Annotated in this window: 12 protein-coding genes and 2 tRNA genes; 10 read left to right on the top strand and 4 right to left on the bottom strand. The window is 47.3% G+C overall.

Going from position 1 to position 15,998, the window contains the following annotated elements; all coding sequences use genetic code 11:
* The first annotated feature begins 24 nt into the window (after window positions 1-24).
* From smc to ligA, 3 genes are read left to right on the top strand one after another with little or no spacing between them, the layout of a single operon-like run.
* A complete protein-coding gene (smc, locus tag BLT32_RS01185; protein ID WP_053952479.1) occupies window positions 25-3,477 on the top strand; it encodes a chromosome segregation protein SMC in 3,453 nt (1,150 codons plus the stop codon).
* Window positions 3,478-3,503: 26 nt separating this feature from the next.
* The gene (gene zipA, locus BLT32_RS01180) at window positions 3,504-4,466 is read left to right on the top strand and encodes a cell division protein ZipA (protein ID WP_053952478.1); all 963 of its coding nucleotides are present in this window, start codon (window positions 3,504-3,506) and stop codon (window positions 4,464-4,466) included.
* 11 nt (window positions 4,467-4,477) lie between these two features.
* Window positions 4,478-6,490, top strand: a complete 2,013-nt coding sequence (gene ligA / locus BLT32_RS01175) for an NAD-dependent DNA ligase LigA (RefSeq protein WP_053952477.1) — start codon at window positions 4,478-4,480, stop codon at window positions 6,488-6,490.
* Here the strand turns inward: ligA and BLT32_RS01170 are convergent.
* From BLT32_RS01170 to gloB, 3 genes are read right to left on the bottom strand one after another with little or no spacing between them, the layout of a single operon-like run.
* Window positions 6,487-6,993, bottom strand: a complete 507-nt coding sequence (locus BLT32_RS01170; RefSeq protein WP_053952476.1) for a hypothetical protein — start codon at window positions 6,991-6,993, stop codon at window positions 6,487-6,489. The genes ligA and BLT32_RS01170 overlap by 4 nt on opposite strands.
* Window positions 6,994-7,001: 8 nt before the next feature.
* Window positions 7,002-8,636 (bottom strand): lytic transglycosylase, encoded by a 1,635-nt coding sequence (locus BLT32_RS01165; protein ID WP_053952475.1) that lies wholly within the window; start codon window positions 8,634-8,636, stop codon window positions 7,002-7,004.
* A 47-nt stretch (window positions 8,637-8,683) separates the two neighbouring features.
* Window positions 8,684-9,445 (bottom strand): hydroxyacylglutathione hydrolase, encoded by a 762-nt coding sequence (gene gloB / locus BLT32_RS01160; protein WP_053952474.1) that lies wholly within the window; start codon window positions 9,443-9,445, stop codon window positions 8,684-8,686.
* A gap of 74 nt (window positions 9,446-9,519) precedes the next feature.
* Here gloB and BLT32_RS01155 point away from each other — a divergent pair, with 74 nt between their 5' ends.
* Window positions 9,520-10,272: a class I SAM-dependent methyltransferase gene (locus BLT32_RS01155; protein ID WP_053952473.1), complete on the top strand. Its 753-nt coding sequence runs from the start codon at window positions 9,520-9,522 to the stop codon at window positions 10,270-10,272.
* 2 nt (window positions 10,273-10,274) lie between these two features.
* Window positions 10,275-10,664, top strand: coding sequence for a rhodanese-like domain-containing protein (locus tag BLT32_RS01150; RefSeq protein WP_053952472.1), 390 nt, complete (start codon window positions 10,275-10,277; stop codon window positions 10,662-10,664).
* A gap of 5 nt (window positions 10,665-10,669) precedes the next feature.
* Here the strand turns inward: BLT32_RS01150 and rnhA are convergent, their stop codons facing one another.
* Window positions 10,670-11,143: a ribonuclease HI gene (gene rnhA, locus BLT32_RS01145; RefSeq protein WP_053952471.1), complete on the bottom strand. Its 474-nt coding sequence runs from the start codon at window positions 11,141-11,143 to the stop codon at window positions 10,670-10,672.
* A gap of 51 nt (window positions 11,144-11,194) precedes the next feature.
* Here rnhA and dnaQ point away from each other — a divergent pair, with 51 nt between their 5' ends.
* The 5 genes from dnaQ to BLT32_RS01120 all read left to right on the top strand — a co-directional run bounded on the left by dnaQ (window position 11,195) and on the right by BLT32_RS01120 (window position 15,910).
* A complete protein-coding gene (gene dnaQ / locus BLT32_RS01140; protein WP_053952470.1) occupies window positions 11,195-11,902 on the top strand; it encodes a DNA polymerase III subunit epsilon in 708 nt (235 codons plus the stop codon).
* On the top strand, window positions 11,887-13,191 hold the full coding sequence (locus BLT32_RS01135; protein ID WP_053952469.1) for a TIGR03503 family protein: 1,305 nt from the start codon (window positions 11,887-11,889) through the stop codon (window positions 13,189-13,191). Before dnaQ ends, BLT32_RS01135 begins: the two co-directional genes overlap by 16 nt.
* Before the next feature lie 134 nt (window positions 13,192-13,325).
* A tRNA-Asp gene (locus BLT32_RS01130) sits at window positions 13,326-13,402 on the top strand.
* A 25-nt stretch (window positions 13,403-13,427) separates the two neighbouring features.
* A tRNA-Asp gene (locus BLT32_RS01125) sits at window positions 13,428-13,504 on the top strand.
* A gap of 228 nt (window positions 13,505-13,732) precedes the next feature.
* Complete coding sequence (locus BLT32_RS01120; RefSeq protein ID WP_053952468.1) at window positions 13,733-15,910, top strand: M3 family metallopeptidase; 2,178 nt, start codon at window positions 13,733-13,735, stop codon at window positions 15,908-15,910.
* The last annotated feature ends 88 nt before the right edge of the window (window positions 15,911-15,998 follow it).

The raw sequence follows: 15,998 nt of genomic DNA, 5'->3' as shown, positions 1-15,998 counted from the left end.
AGTAATAACTATAAAAACAGCCGAATGCGACTGAAACACATCAAACTTGTGGGCTTCAAATCATTTGTTGACCCGACCAAAGTTCCTTTTCCCGATCAAATGACCTGCGTAGTGGGTCCGAACGGCTGTGGCAAGTCGAATGTCATCGACGCTGTGCGCTGGGTTCTGGGTGAAAGCTCAGCGAAAAACCTTCGCGGCGATGCCATGACTGACGTGATTTTTAATGGTTCTAACGCCCGTAAGCCTGTGTCTCAAGCCAGTGTTGAACTGGTATTTGATAATAGCGCAGGGCGTATTCAGGGTGAGTATGCCGCGTTTAACGAAATCTCCGTCAAACGCTTAGTTACCCGGGACGGCCAGTCGAACTATTTTCTGAACGGCAGTCGTTGCCGACGCCGCGATATTACTGATTTATTCCTCGGGACCGGCCTCGGCCCCCGAAGCTACGCCATTATTGAACAAGGCATGATCTCCCGCTTAATTGAGTCAAAACCTCAAGAGTTGCGGGTGTTTATTGAAGAAGCTGCGGGTATTTCTAAATACAAAGAGCGTCGCCGTGAAACAGAAAACCGGATGAATCACACGCGCGAAAATTTGGAGCGTCTGAGTGATGTGCGTGAAGAATTGGGTCAACAGCTGGATAAGCTAGAGCGTCAGGCGGCTGCGGCAATTCGATATAAAGAACTGAAAAAACAAGAGCGCCAGTTGAAAGGCGAACTGCAGGCATTGCGTTGGTTAAAGTTAGATAACCAGCGGCAGCAACTTGATGCCCAATACTCTGAGCAGCAGGCTGAACTTGAAAAGTGGCAAGCGCAGCAAAGCGGCGACGAACGTGGAGCTATAGAGCTGAGAGAAAGGGCTGAAGAGTTACGCTCTCAAGTTGAACAATCGCAAGAGAAAATGTTCATCCTGGGTAATGAAGTGACTCGTATTGAGCAAACTCTAAAGCATCAGCATGAAATTAAAGCGCAGCGTGAAGAGCGTTTGCAGCGAATTCAAAGCGAACTGACGCAACTTGAGTCGCAACTTGACGAAGATAAACTGCAAAAAGAGCAGTTGGCTGAGCAGGAAATGATGCTTGAACCGCAGCTTGAAGAGCTAGCCGAACAGGTTGAAGAGGTGTCTGAGCAAGCGCAACAGGCTGATGAAAACTACCGAAGCTGGCAACAGCAGCAACGCTCACAGCAGCAAAAAGTGCGCGATATTGAACAACAGCATCAGCAGGCGCAGCTGAAAGAACAACAGCTTCAGCAAAGCCGTGATTACACTAAGCAACAGCTAGAGCAAGTTAACGACCAGCAACAGGACGTTAAAAAGCAGCTTAGTGACGTATCGTTAGACAGCCTGCAACGCGAATTTGATGAGGCTAGTGAGCGATTAAACAGCGCTATTGAGCGGCTTCAAACAACAAAGCAACGGTTAGCGGACAGTCGCGAGCAGGTTGAGCAGGCACAGGAAGCGAAGCGCAGTGTTGAATTAGAACAAAATAAAGTACAGGCGAACCTGCAAGCCATTGAGCAGTTACTCATCAAGCATCAGTCAGGCGATGACAGCGCGGATGAGTGGCTTGAAACGCATTATCCAAATACCCCGAGAGTCCGTGACGTTCTGAAAGCAGAGCCTGGCTGGGAATTGGCTGTTGAGCAGTTTTTGTATGAGTGGCTGGATGCCGCGGTTCTTGAAAGCTCACCTGAGCGAACTGAGTCAGTAGCAGGTCTGAAACTGATATGGCCAAGCGCCGGAGAGGCTAAATCGGGTACTTTGGCGAGCAAAGTCTCTGGCGCATTAAGACATTGGCCGCCGTTGCAACTGTGTGCTGTGGCTGACAGTGATGAGCAAGCACAAAAGCAGGTATTAGATGGTGAGGCTGAGTTTGCTGTGTCAAAACAGGGTAACTGGCACTGGCCTAACGGGTTTATGTCATCGCGAATTGATAGCAACACCAGCCAACTGCAGTTGCAGAGTCAGTGTGACAGCCTGAAACGTGAGCAAGAAGAGTTAGAAAACTCGCTAGAAACAGCGACACAAAAATTGGAACAGGCACGCGCTTCTCAGAAAGAGATTGAGCAGGAACTTGAGCGCGAGCAAGAGCAGCAACAAACCGCGCAGAATGACACAAATAAAGCGGAGCAGCAGTTAAACTGGGCTAAGCAACAGCAACAACAGTATACGCAACAACTGGAGAGGCTTAGCGAGCAACAATCAGAGCTTGAGCAAAAAGCAGAAGAGCTTAATGAGCGTATTGAGGAAGCTGCATTACAAAGAGAAGAGCTGAACGAACGGTTATTGGAGAGCGACGCGGCGAATGACGACTCAGGTGATGAGTTAGAACGGCTGGCCAGCGACAAGAAAGAGCAGCTGCAGGCACTAAAGTCTAAACAACAGCAGCTGTCTATGCAGCAACAAAACATTACTGTTCAGGTACAGCAGCTCGACACGGTCTTACAACGCAGTGAACAGCGTTACCAGCAGTTAGTGGATGAAAAGACCACGCAACAAAGCTCTGACGGCGAAGAAAATAAGCAGGAATTGGAAGAGCGACTGACAGAGCTTCTTGACCAGCGTCAGGAGCAGGAAGCCATTTTGCAGGAGCAGCGTGCGCAACTGTCTGAGTTAGAACATGAATTGTCAGAGCTTAATCAAGGTCAGTCGGCTGTTCAAATGCGTATTGCGCAAGCTAAAGAAGCACTGCAAAGCACTGAGATTGAAAAGGCCAAGTTGCAAGAGCGCAGCCAGGGTGTGCTTGAGGGACTGGCAGAAACCGGCATGACCTTGAAAACCTTACTGCAGGAGTTGCCACAGGAAGCAGAGGAGCAGCCGTGGCAGACTAACCTGGAGAACGTGCAGAATAAAATTAAGCGCCTGGGAGCCATTAACCTGGCGGCGATTGAAGAAGCTGAAGCGCAAAGAGAGCGTAAACAGTATCTGGATCAGCAAGTGGATGACCTATCATCGTCTTTAGAAACGCTGGAAACGGCCATACGAAAAATTGATAAAGAAACCCGGCATCGTTTTAAAACGACTTTTGATGCGGTGAACAGTGACTTACAGGTATTGTTTCCAAAAGTGTTTGGCGGCGGTAGTGCCAGTTTAGAACTCACTGACGACGACTTGCTGGAAACAGGCGTTACTATTATGGCAAGGCCACCGGGTAAAAAGAATAGTACGATTCACCTGCTAAGTGGTGGAGAAAAAGCATTGACCGCATTATCATTGGTGTTTGCCATTTTCCGGTTGAACCCAGCACCATTTTGCTTGTTAGATGAGGTTGATGCGCCACTCGATGATGCGAACGTAGGCCGCTTTTGCCGCTTAGTGAGTGAAATGTCAGAATCGGTACAGTTTATTTATATCAGTCACAACAAAGTGGCTATGGAAATGGCGTCACACCTTGCCGGGGTGACAATGCAGGAAGCAGGTGTGTCGCGCCTGGTTGCCGTTGATGTAGAGCAAGCCGTCGCTATGACGGAAGCCTGACAATAATAAGAAGGTTGATAGAGCACATGGGCAATTTACAATTGACGCTCGGAATTTTAGGGGTACTGGCCATTGCCGGTATTATCGCGCACGGATTATGGAAAATTCGTAAAGGGAACCAGCAGCAACGCCAACAAGAACAACGTGTTGCTGAAAAGCGCCAGAAACAAAATAGTGGCTTTGATGATGATGGTATAGGGGAAGTCAGGGTGGTTCGTCAGGCTTCGTCTGAAGCACCGGATACCACGGACTCGGTGCCAACTGACGATGAAGACACGAGTACCAGAGACCCTAGTGCTGAGCCGAAGCCGTCAATGCGTGAAGAAAAGCTTCAAGAAAAAGCTCAGGAGAAACCGAGTCAGCCTCTTTCTGCGGCCGAGCAAATGGCTATGGACCTGGACGTCGACGACGAAGTCGATACGCCGCTACCTTCTATGCGTGTGGATAAAAATGAGGAAGTAGAGCAATCTGAGTTGGCGTTAGAGCCTTCAGACGAGAAACCACTGAAACAGCCTGAAGCGTCAACTGAGCAACCTGAAGAGCCCGAAGAACAGGGGGAGACAGACATTGGCGAGCCAGAAGAAGTTATTGCATTGCATGTAAAAGGCTCAGTGCAGGGCGCATTATTGTTACAAATGATGACCGAACTCGGCTGTAAGTTTGGCGACTTAGGTATCTTTCACCGTTATGAAAATACGGCGGGTACGGGCGAGTTAATTTTTAGTGTTGCCAATATGTTTAATCCGGGAACTTTTGATCTCGACAACCTGGAAAACTTTGAAACAGAGGGCGTTGCGTTTTTTATGACCTTGCCGATGAAGTTTGACGGCCAGCAGGCCTTTAATATGATGCTTAACGCAGCCAAGAAGCTGGCGACTGAAATACCTCAAGGGCAGGTTTTAGATGGTCAGAGACAATTGCTAACCCGTCAGTCTATTCACGAAGCACGACAAACTATCCGTGAGTTTGAACGTCAACATTCAGCATAGAATTAGGTGTTATGAGTCAATCTACTGCCCAGCGAATGCAAGAGCTGGAACAATTACTGAATCGCTACAACAAAGAATATTACGAAAACGATGAGCCGTCGGTTCCTGATACTGAGTACGACAAACTATTTCGTGAATTGCAGACGCTGGAAAAGCAAAATCCAGACTTAAAAAGCAAAACCTCACCAACGGCGAAAGTGGGTGGTAAACCGCTAGCCAAATTCAACACGGTAAAACACGAAGTACCTATGTTGTCTTTGGATAATGCGTTTTCTGCGGAAGAATTCGCAGCGTTTTCTAAGCGTATTGGGCAAAAGCTGGATGAGGGGACTCAGGTCACGTTCTGCTGTGAGCCCAAGCTTGATGGTGCGGCCGTCAGTTTACTGTATGAGTCGGGAGTGCTGGTACGCGGTGCCACTCGAGGTGACGGCGAAAGTGGTGAGGATATTACTGAAAACGTCAAAACCATACGCAACATTCCCCTCAAGTTAAAAGGCGATGTCCCTGACCGACTGGAAGTGAGAGGCGAAGTGGTGATGCCAATCGGCGCTTTTGACCGCTTTAATGAAAAGGCTCGTCAACAGGGCGAAAAGGTTTTCGCTAACCCAAGAAATGCCGCTGCCGGGAGTTTGCGTCAACTGGACTCCCGAATAACGGCAAAGCGTCCATTGCATTTTTACGCTTATAGCCTGGGGTTAGTGTCTGAGCATACGGTATTGCCCGACAGCCATTATGAACGTCTACAACAGCTAGCCGAATGGGGGCTTCCCGTTAACAGTGAAATTGAACGGGTAGACTCTGTTGAAGGTTGTGACAGTTATTATGAAAAAATTCTTGAGCGCAGAGACTCGCTGAATTACGACATTGATGGTGTTGTCTTTAAGGTTGATACCATAGCTCTTCAGGAAGAACTTGGCTTTGTTGCCAGAGCGCCGCGTTGGGCTATTGCCCGTAAGTTCCCGGCACAAGAGCAACTGACGACTATTACTGGCGTCGACTTTCAGGTAGGACGTACCGGAGCTATTACTCCGGTTGCCCGGCTAAAGCCTGTCAGCGTTGGGGGAGTAACCGTATCGAACGCGACTTTGCATAACGCCGATGAAATTGAGCGTTTGGGCGTGCGCATTGGTGATACGGTAAGCATTCGCCGCGCTGGGGACGTTATTCCTCAGGTTGTCAGCGTTTTGAAAGAAAAACGGCCTGACAATACACAGGAAATAGCTTTTCCAACACGCTGCCCAGTTTGTGACTCTGACGTTGAGCGCATTGAGGGGGAGGCCGTGGCTCGTTGTAGCGGAGGACTCTACTGCGCAGCTCAGCGTAAAGAGGCGATAAAACACTTTGCCTCGCGTAAAGCCATGGATATTGATGGTTTAGGCGACAAGTTGGTTGATGTGTTGGTTGAAAAGGACTGGGTAAAATCTCCTGCTGACTTATATCGTCTGAGTAAAGCTGAATTGGCAACGCTGCCAAGAATGGCCGCAAAATCTGCTGAGAATTTAAAGAACGCTATAACAGCGACTAGGGAGACTACACTCGCGCGTTTTCTTTATGCGTTAGGCATTAGAGAGGTCGGAGAAGCCACAGCAAAAGCCCTGGCCAGACATTTTAAAACCTTTGACGCCGTTCAGTCCGCCAGCAGTGAACAATTGCAGGAAGTCCCTGATGTTGGCACGGTCGTGGCTGAACACATTGTGCGCTTTTTCCGTGAATCGCATAACGAAAACGTTGTGAAAGAGCTACGTGAGTTTGTCCATTGGCCGGAAGGCGAAGAGGCAGGCGACATACAAAGCGATCGTTTAGCTGGAAATACTTACGTGATTACCGGTACTTTGTCGACAATGACTCGTGACGAAGCCAAACAGGCGTTAGAAGCGTTAGGAGCAAAAGTCAGTGGCAGTGTGTCTAAGAAAACGACGGCGTTAATTGCCGGAGAAAGTGCTGGCTCAAAACTGACGAAAGCCCAATCCCTCGGGCTTTCGATACTGTCTGAAGACGAATTAAAAGAGCTTTTGGGCGCTTAGCGGCCGCGTGTGCTCAGGTCTTTTAAAAGGCCTGAGCCGCTAATATCAGCTATGCCTTTTTCTTCATCGAACTCGAACTTAATGGTTGGGTGTGTGCTATCTAACAAATAGCTTCTGTCGTTAATTCTGACGCGCAAGTGCTTCAACGGCTCTTCGTCATCAAATTCCCGGCGATGCTCAATAACGATGTTGTGCTCACCAATGGCCAGTTCGAAGCCTTTAAAAAAGCCTTCTGCAAACTCGGCAACATAGACCTGACCTTTGTCATTCACAAACATATTGAGAATGTAATTAGGCGGCATTTCAGAAGTGCGCATTTGCGACTTGCCCGCGGTGAATATCACCGTGTCATAGACTTTTTTATACTCAAACCCGAAGTTAAGAGGTTCAGTCCTACCTGAAGGGTAAATAACTTTACCTTCGCCTTTGGCTTCCCAGTCAGCCAAACTCTGGGTACTGAATAACAAAGCAATACAAGTAATAGCGTATTTCAAAATCTTCATAACGGGCCTCAACTACTCACCTCGGTTACATCTACTTTCAGTCTCAGCATCTGTCCAGGCTGCAGGTAACGGTTGCGTTGAATATTATTCCATTGCTCAATTTGGCGAATGGTCACGTTAAACTTATTAGCTATCCTTGCAAGAGAGTCTCCTGAACGTACGCGGTAATTAACCGTTCGAATAATGCTGTTAACACTACTGCGTACGACGGAAGAGGCCTCAGCTTCAGTCCAAACAACAAGCTCTTGCCCAGGTCTTAAGTAGTCTCCGGGCGCCATTGAATTCCATCGAGCTAGATCTCGTAGATTGACGTCATAAGCACGACTGATATCCCAGAGAGTGTCACCCGACTGAACAATATAATCAATACGTTTGCCGTCGCGTTTTTGATCTTGACGGTTTTCACGGCGCTGATCTTGCGACAAGGTGTAATTTTCAAGACCTAAGGTGGCAACAGGAACCAGTAAGTGCTCACCGGCGCGAATAATATGGCTGCTAATGTCGTTAAGTTGTTGAATGACATCGACAGAAGTATTGTATTTTTTTGATATCGTTAGCAGGCTTTCTCCTGACTTCACCTTGTGGCGTGTCCAGGAAAGCCAGTCTTTAGGCTCGGTCTCTTGCAATGCCAGGCTGAACCGCTCTGCATTTTCAGCCGGTAACAAAAAGCGGTGAGGGCCGTCAGGTGCTGTGGCCCAGCGGTTATAGCCCGAGTTAAATTGGTGCAGTTCTTCCAATGACAAATCAGCCATATCGGCCGCGAGGGCTAAGTCGATTTGCGCTGGCGCTTCTACTACTTCCAGCATTGGCTGATTCTCAATGGGGTACCAGGTAATACCGTACTTCTCGCTATTGGCTAAAATATCAGCCAAGGCTAATAATTTAGGAACATAAGCGCGAGTTTCACGCGGTAAGTCCAGGTTCCAGAAGTCGGTTGGCTTGCCGGCACGCTTGTTTCTTCGAATTGCATTACCAACGCGCCCCTCACCTGAGTTATAAGCAGCCAAAGCATGCATCCAGTTGCCGTCGAAATAACGGTAGAGGGCTTCTAAATAGTCCAGCGCAGCATGGGTCGCGGCAAATACGTCCCGGCGGCCGTCGTACCACCAGTTAATATCTAAACCATATTGACGGGCTGTGCCCGGAATAAACTGCCAAACACCGGATGCACTGCCATGAGAATAGGCGAACGGGTCAAACGCACTTTCGACAATAGGCAACAGCGCCAGATCAATAGGCATTTCACGGCGCTCTAATTCTTCGACGATAAGATGTAAATAAGGCTCTGCGCGTTTAGCAACCCGGTCTAAATATTCAGGATGACTGGCGTACCAGTTTCGTTGACTTTGGACTCGTTGCACATTCGGCACGTCAAACACCAATTGTTGACGAATACGCTGCCACAGGTCGTCTTGTTCCTGCGGTGTCAACTGAACCGGCTCGGGCTCTTTTTTTGTTGTCGCTTCTGCAGCAACAATCGTTTCTTCAGGAACCGGTATCAGCTCTAAAGAGGTTTTTTCATGGTTAGTTTCTTGCTTTTTCTCAGCAAAGAAAAGGCCAGTGCTTTGGCATCCTGAAAGAGCGATAGCGCTTGTCAGTACACTTAATTTTAGCCAAGTTGTGCGGCTTCTTGTTATAACCATGAATTTTAAAACCCTGAATATGTTAAAACTTGGTGAAGTTTAAAGAATCAGCCGTTATCTTTCCACTGTCTAATAGTGTAAAAAACGTCCTCAGGGGCATTTTTTACACTTCCGGCATGTTCCGAAGCCGCTTTCATCACACTTTTCTGATCAAACCGTAAGAATGGGTTTATCGCTAACTCAAGGTTTAACGTACTTGGTAGAGTAATTTCATTTTGTTCGCGTAGCATTTTGACCTTTTCGGCATAACTTTTCAGTATCGGGTTGTCAGGTTCCACTTTTTGGGCGAAAGTTAAGTTAGCTTGTGTGTATTCATGTGCGCAAAAGACCCGAGTATCCCCCGGAAGCTGACGAAGCTTAAGTAACGACTGACTAAATTGCTCAGGCGTTCCCTCAAACATACGCCCACAGCCGCCGGAAAATAACGTGTCTCCACAAAACAGAAAGCCGGGCGTGTAAAAACTAATGTGATCAAGTGTGTGTCCCGGAGTTTCTATCACTTCCCAGTCAACGCCAGCCATTGAAAAACGCTCACCTTCTTGAACCGCCTGGGTAATTGTTTTTATCTCTGGGTTGTGCGGACCAATAACCGGACATGAGTATTTTTTAGTCAAGTCAGCAATGCCGCCGGTATGGTCATAATGATGGTGCGTGACGAAAACAGCGGTAATGGTTTTATTGTTTTCTTTCAGCCATTCAAAAACCGGAGTGGCTTCGCCGGGGTCGACGATAATGACGCCATCGTTTGTGTTTGTCTCAATAGCCCAAATGTAATTGTCGTCGAACGCACAAATAGGGTGAACTCGCATAGAAACCTCGATAACGCTAAGCTATGATGAGTTAGCGATAGTGACAGAATGCTCCCATAATACAGGATGACGCAGTGTTTATTAAACCGGCATATTCTAAGGTCCCGTTAAAGACACCTACACAGTGGAGCAGTCTGGCCTGCGGAGAGTTCATTAAGTCGCAAACCCGTGAGGTTATGCACCGTTATGAGCGCAAGATGAAGCCAGGCTGTCAGGTCATTGTCGGCAATTTGGGGGCAGAACTTCAGCAACAAGAGCATATAGACAGGGTTTCAGTGGCGCCATCAGGGCAGGCTGACATGTTAGGCATATTGACCGAGCTGCCAATAAAAACCGACAGTGTCGACACGTTAATTAGCCCCTTTACCCTTGAATTTCACCAACATCCCCACCAACTTTTAAGAGAGTACACGAGAGTATTGGACGATGACGGGGTATTGGTTCTAATGGGTTTTAACCCGGTCAGTCCGGCGGTAGCCAGTGGCTTTTTTGTGCGTCATGCAAAACCATTTCCCTGGTGTGGACGTTATTTTTCAATAGCAAGAATGAAAGACTGGCTGGCGCTTTTGGGGTTCGACGTAAAATACAGTGAATACTTCGTTCCTCATTTATTGCATAAAGCGGAGTTCCAGGGGTTGGATTGGTCCAGCTCGCTGTGTGAAAAAGTCAGGGTGTTTAATGCGGCTTATGTATTGGTCGCAACCAAACAAACATTGATTGGTCGAATTAATACGGTTTCGACACGCAGAAAAGTGCGTTTATCAGGGCAGCAGCCCGCCACTGCCATGACATCGGACAGTTTTAAATTAGATAAGTCAGAGAGGTAATTATGATTACAGCAAAAGAATTATGTGGAAAAGCGAAAGCAAACGTAAAAGAAGCGAATACGGAAGAGTTGCAAAAAGCCATAGAGCAGGGCGCTAGAGTGATTGATGTGCGCGAACCGGCGGAATACAGTCAGGGTCACATTCGCGAAGCAGTGAACATGCCGCGTGGGGTTCTGGAAATGCAGCTGAATCAACATCCCGACGTTGCTGGATACGATGATGCATTAGAACGTATTGCTCAAAAGCCCCTGTATCTTATCTGCAAAACCGGAGGGCGTTCGGCGCTAGCCGCTGAAAGCCTTGAGCGCATGGGCTTTAATAACGTTTATAGCGTCGACGGCGGCATGACCGCATGGCAAGAAGAGAAACGTCCAGTCGTGGCGGGTGAGTAACTCACCTAATCGGGTTTAAACCCTGTATCTTCGAGTAAAGGCTCGCGACTGGCGGCGTCGCGGGCCAGCTCATCACAACGTTCGTTTTGAGGGTGCCCTGAATGGCCCTTTACCCATTGCCATTTTATTTTATGGTTTCGAACCTGTTCGTCTAATTGAATCCAGAGATCCTGGTTTTTTACCGGTTTCTTTGCCGCTGTTTTCCAACCGTTTTTGCGCCATTTGGTCATCCACTGTTCAATGCCTTGTTTGACGTACTGGCTGTCTGTGGACAAAACAATATCGCAAGACCGTTTCAGTGCTTTTAACGCAACAATAGTTGCCATCATTTCCATACGGTTATTAGTCGTTAACTTATAACCCTGGCTCATTTCCTTATGATGGGAGCCATATTCCATAACAATGCCGTAACCGCCGGGCCCCGGGTTGCCAAGACATGAGCCGTCAGTATAAATGTGAACAGTTTTTGAGTTGGGCATGTTAATTGGTACTATATTGAATGATTTCAGCCAGTATATCAGGAATTTTAAATGCGTCAGGTCGTTTTAGATACGGAAACCACGGGTATAGACCCTCAGAAAGGGCACAGAATTATTGAAATAGGCTGTGTTGAGCTTATTGACCGAAAGCTCACGGGGAATCATTTTCATGTGTACATCAACCCTGAACGAGTGGTGGAAGAAGAAGCCATAAAAATTCATGGTATTACCAACGATTTCTTAATTGATAAACCGGTGTTTGCTCAGGTTTGTGACGACTTTATTGAGTTTATTAAAGGCGCTCAGCTGGTTATTCACAATGCACCGTTTGACGTCGGGCATATGGACGCTGAGTTTTCGAGAATTAAGCCTTTCCCGGGCTTGACCAGCGACTTCAGTACGGTATTGGATACTTTGCAGCTCGCCCGGGAAATGCGGCCGGGTCAAAAGAACAACCTAGACGCTTTGTGCCGTGCTTATGATGTCGACAACTCGTCGCGTGAGCTGCACGGAGCCTTACTCGATGCGGAAATACTGGCTGACGTTTACTTAATGATGACTGGCGGGCAAAGAGCCCTTAATTTGTCAGAAAACAAAAAGTCAGCTTCAGGTGTAGCCGGTGAAATTCAGCATCAGGCCATTGAAAACCGTCCTCCACTAAAGGTTTTGCGTGCATCAGCCGATGAAGAAGTATTGCATCAACAACGGCTTGATAAAGTTAAAGAAGAGGGTGGACGCTGTTTGTGGCTAGATTCGTAACTCAGTTTGGTTGGGCTGCACTGGCTCTGTTTTTGTTTAGCTGCTCGGTGACAGCGGTTCAGCAAACATCTGGCGCGTCAGACAAAGAGGAGGTTCTTAAAAAAGCGATGTCGCTGATTGAAGGCGATATGAGCAATAAACTTCCTATCGACGGTCAGCGCTTTCGAATTGATGAAAATGTTGATGAAATTACCCTGCTATTTTTCCGGGAGCCCGGCAGTAAGCCCTTAATATTAATTAAGCCTGACGGCAGCAAGTGGTATGACAGTCGTTATCCTACCGACCAAGTAACTTGGTATACCGATCCAAACTTCGACATTATTCGCATTAAAAACCCGCAGCCTGGTCCCTGGCAAGCGGCAGGGCGCATCGACGAAGAAAACAAAGCCTTGGTTGTTTCCGATATTCGTTTCGAGGCCGACCCATTGCCGGAACCGCTTTACCAAAATGAAGAGCTGAAGGTCGAGGGGCGACTTTATAACGGTGAAGAAATTGTAGAAACCGCACGCTTCCGGCAAACAGTGACGCTCGATGTGCTTTTTATCAGCACCAATAATGCTGATTTTGATAACTTTGGGGCAACACCGGTACGAGTTGCGCAGTTCCTGGATAATGGGCGAGGTCATGACGAGCGTGTTGGTGACGGTGTGTTTACCGGCTTTTTCAACCTAGATGTTGAGCCCGGTCAGTGGATGGCAACCTATGAAATGACCACACCGCTTTATGAGCGAGTCTTTGAGTTTGGTCCTTTGGTGGTAAAGCCACTGCCGGTGAATTTTGAGGTGATTGAGTCTGAAGCGGTCGAAGATGATCACCAGTTGAAAGTCACCGTTAATGATGAAGAAATAGATCCAAAAAGTTTGGTGGTTAATGGTGAAACGCAATTCCCCAATGGCGAAGTGCGTAAGTTTACCTTTAGTCAAGTTGATGAATTTCCTTATCAGGTGCCCATTGCGAATCTGGCTTTCGGGAAACACTTAATTGACATTGACATTTTTGCGACGACGTTGGACGGGCGTGAATTTGAAGCAAGGCTTGATGACTTTAGTTTTATTGCAACAGAGCCGCCGCCACCAGAGCCGACAGCTGCAGAAATAGCAGAACAGCAACGCATTGAAGCAGAGCGTCAGAGAGAAATAGAACGACAAGAGCGTCAAGCAAAAGAAAAGCAGGCCATGATGAACTTAATTATCATTGTCATGGTGAATGTATTGATAATTGCTATCGCCCTTTTTGCGCTATGGTGGTTTAAGTTCAGAAAGAAGAAAACTGATAAAAATGACGCTTAGTGGTCAAAAAACCGCAAAACTGAATATAAATCAGACAAACAGAAAAAATCTTTAAAAAAAGTGTTGACTCATTTGTCCCTCACTCGTAATATGCACGCCGCGTTGAGGGACATACTTCAACGCAGTACTGATGCGGAGTGGTAGTTCAGTTGGTTAGAATGCCGGCCTGTCACGCCGGAGGTCGCGGGTTCGAGTCCCGTCCACTCCGCCATTTAGTACATCCCCAAGAAATTTGCGGAGTGGTAGTTCAGTTGGTTAGAATGCCGGCCTGTCACGCCGGAGGTCGCGGGTTCGAGTCCCGTCCACTCCGCCATTTTTCTTAAGTGCGACTCAGCACAAGATAAGTATCACTTCTTCTATCGAAATATTCCCAATACCGCCTTTGCGGCTTTGTTATCGCCTGTTTTCTGGCGCCGTTTCTACCTTCTGCTTTTTACCTCTAATAATGGGCTTTTTGACGTTTACCCCTTGAGCAAGCGCTCATACAGGGCTAGAGTAATGGCACAAAAATCACAATGACAAGAAACAGTGGGAGTTATCCATGCGTAAAACATTATTAGCCGTTGCAATTGGTGCTGCGGTATCACTCGGCGCCTGTAGCGATGCGAGTAAGCCGTCAAATACTGAAAACAGCTCTGCGAAAGCTGAAAGCAGCCAGGAAGCGACAGCGATGAACCCATTCTTCGAAGCCAGCCCGTTGCTTTATCAAGCACCTGACTTCGATGCTATTGAGTTTAAACACTTCAAGCCTGCTTTTGAGCGTGGCATGAAAGAGCACATGGAAGAAATTGAAGCCATTGCGACTAACTCTGAAGAACCAACCTTTGAAAACACCATTGTTGCAATGGAAAAATCTGGTGCAATTCTTGGTCGTGTAAGCTCAGTTTTCTATAACCTGTCTTCGTCTCATTCAAACGATCAAATTCGTGAATTACAGGCTGAGCTGGCGCCTAAAATGGCTTCACACAGTGACAACATTCGTTTAAATGCTGACTTATTCGCGCGCATTAAAACATTGCATGAACAGCGTAATGATTTGGACTTAGACAGTGAAGCGAAGCGTTTACTGGAAGAAACTTATAAAGAGTTCATCCGCGCAGGCGCACAGCTTAACGATGAAGAAAAAGCGCAAATTCGTGAAATTAACGAGCAGCTTTCAAGCCTGACTAACGAATTCCGCGATGGCTTAATGTCTCTTACTCAAGAAACCGTTGTGTTTGTTGAAGATAAAGAGAAGCTAGCAGGCTTAAGCGAAAGTCGTATTGAGAGCTTAGCGAACGCAGCGAAAAGCCGCGATAAAGAAGGCCAATACGCCATTGTTCTGACGAACACTACACGCCAGTCTATCTTAGCGGAGCTGGAAAACCGTGAATTGCGCCAACAAGTTTGGGAAGCGTCAGCGAACCGTGGTACGGGCGATACAGAAACTGACCAGCGTCCATTAGTTAAACAGCTTGTTAAACTGCGTGCCGACAAAGCTCAACTATTAGGTTATGACTCTTGGGGCGACTATGTTCTTGAAACAAACATGGCAGGTAACCCTGAAGCCGCACAAAAAATGCTGCGTGACTTAGTACCTGCAGTTGTTTCAAATGTAGAAAGTGAGGCGGCTGAAATTCAGGCAGCGATTGACGCTGACGGTAAAGATTTCGAACTGAAACCGTGGGATTGGTTCCATTACGCAGAAAAAGTGCGTGCTGAGAAGTATTCTATTGACTCAGATGAAGTGAAAAAATACTTCGAGTTTAATCGTGTATTAGAAGACGGCGTTTTCTATGCGATGGGCGAGCTGTTTGGTATTAGCTTTGAAGAACGTAAAGACATTCCTGTGTATCAGGAAGACGTCAAAGTTTATGAAGTGTTTGATGTTGACGGTAGCAGCTTAGGCCTTTTCTATGCCGACTACTTCGCTCGTGACAGCAAGCGCGGTGGCGCGTGGATGAGCTCGTTCCGCACGCAATCTGAGCTAATGAATCAGAAGCCCGTTATTCTGAACAACATGAACATTACCAAGGCACCGGAAGGCGAGCCTACGTTGTTAAGCTTCTCCGAGGTTTCAACTATGTTCCACGAAATGGGACACGCGTTGCATGGTATGTTCTCAGACGTAACCTACCCGTCGCTGGCAGGTACATCTGTTTCACGTGATTACGTTGAGTTTCCGTCAACTTTCCAGGAAGACTGGATGCTGAATGAAAAAGTGATTAACAACTTTGCGAATCATTATGAAACTGGTGAGCCAATTCCTCAGGAACTATTGGACAAAGTTTTGGCAGCGCGTAATTTCAACCAAGGCTTTGATACCCTTGAGTACGTTGCGGCGGCATTGCTTGATCTTGAATATCACACAGTGTCGGCAGGGACAGAAATTGATGACGTTGAAGCGTTTGAGAAAGAAGCGTTAGAGCGTAATGGTGTTGCTGTAGAAGCGGTTCCGCCTCGTTATCGCTCAACTTACTTTGCGCATGTTTTCGCCGGTGGTTACTCAGCGGGTTACTACGCGTACATGTGGAGTGAAGTATTAGCAGCGGATGCGTTCAAACACATGAACAACAATGGTGGTTTAACGCTGGAGAATGGCCAGGCTTTCCGTAAAGAGATTCTCTCTCAAGGTAACAGCAAAGAGCCAATGCAGCAGTACATCGACTGGCGTGGTCAAGAGCCAACGGTTGAAGCTCTGTTGGAACGTCGTGGACTGACGGACCCTAGCATTGACTAATATGTTTTAAATACGACTGAATAGTCGCTATAAAAAGCCACTGGCGTTATCATCGTCAGTGGCTTTTTTGTATCTATAATGCGAGGCA

Source organism: Idiomarina zobellii (genome assembly GCF_900100855.1).
In the GTDB taxonomy this organism is placed as follows: Bacteria; Pseudomonadota; Gammaproteobacteria; order Enterobacterales; family Alteromonadaceae; genus Idiomarina; species Idiomarina zobellii.
Note: the sequence above shows the minus strand (reverse complement) of the source record. Positions and strands in the feature narration are given on the sequence as shown.

Excerpts from the sequence above, each read along its gene's own strand:
- zipA (WP_053952478.1), top strand. The coding sequence starts at position 3,504 with ATGGGCAATTTACAATTGACGCTCGGAATTTTAGGGGTACTGGCCATT.
- rnhA (WP_053952471.1), bottom strand. The coding sequence starts at position 11,143 with ATGCCCAACTCAAAAACTGTTCACATTTATACTGACGGCTCATGTCTT.
- BLT32_RS01120 (WP_053952468.1), top strand. The coding sequence starts at position 13,733 with ATGCGTAAAACATTATTAGCCGTTGCAATTGGTGCTGCGGTATCACTC.
- ligA (WP_053952477.1), top strand. The coding sequence starts at position 4,478 with ATGAGTCAATCTACTGCCCAGCGAATGCAAGAGCTGGAACAATTACTG.
- BLT32_RS01150 (WP_053952472.1), top strand. The coding sequence starts at position 10,275 with ATGATTACAGCAAAAGAATTATGTGGAAAAGCGAAAGCAAACGTAAAA.
- dnaQ (WP_053952470.1), top strand. The coding sequence starts at position 11,195 with ATGCGTCAGGTCGTTTTAGATACGGAAACCACGGGTATAGACCCTCAG.
- smc (WP_053952479.1), top strand. The coding sequence starts at position 25 with ATGCGACTGAAACACATCAAACTTGTGGGCTTCAAATCATTTGTTGAC.
- gloB (WP_053952474.1), bottom strand. The coding sequence starts at position 9,445 with ATGCGAGTTCACCCTATTTGTGCGTTCGACGACAATTACATTTGGGCT.
- BLT32_RS01170 (WP_053952476.1), bottom strand. The coding sequence starts at position 6,993 with ATGAAGATTTTGAAATACGCTATTACTTGTATTGCTTTGTTATTCAGT.
- BLT32_RS01165 (WP_053952475.1), bottom strand. The coding sequence starts at position 8,636 with ATGGTTATAACAAGAAGCCGCACAACTTGGCTAAAATTAAGTGTACTG.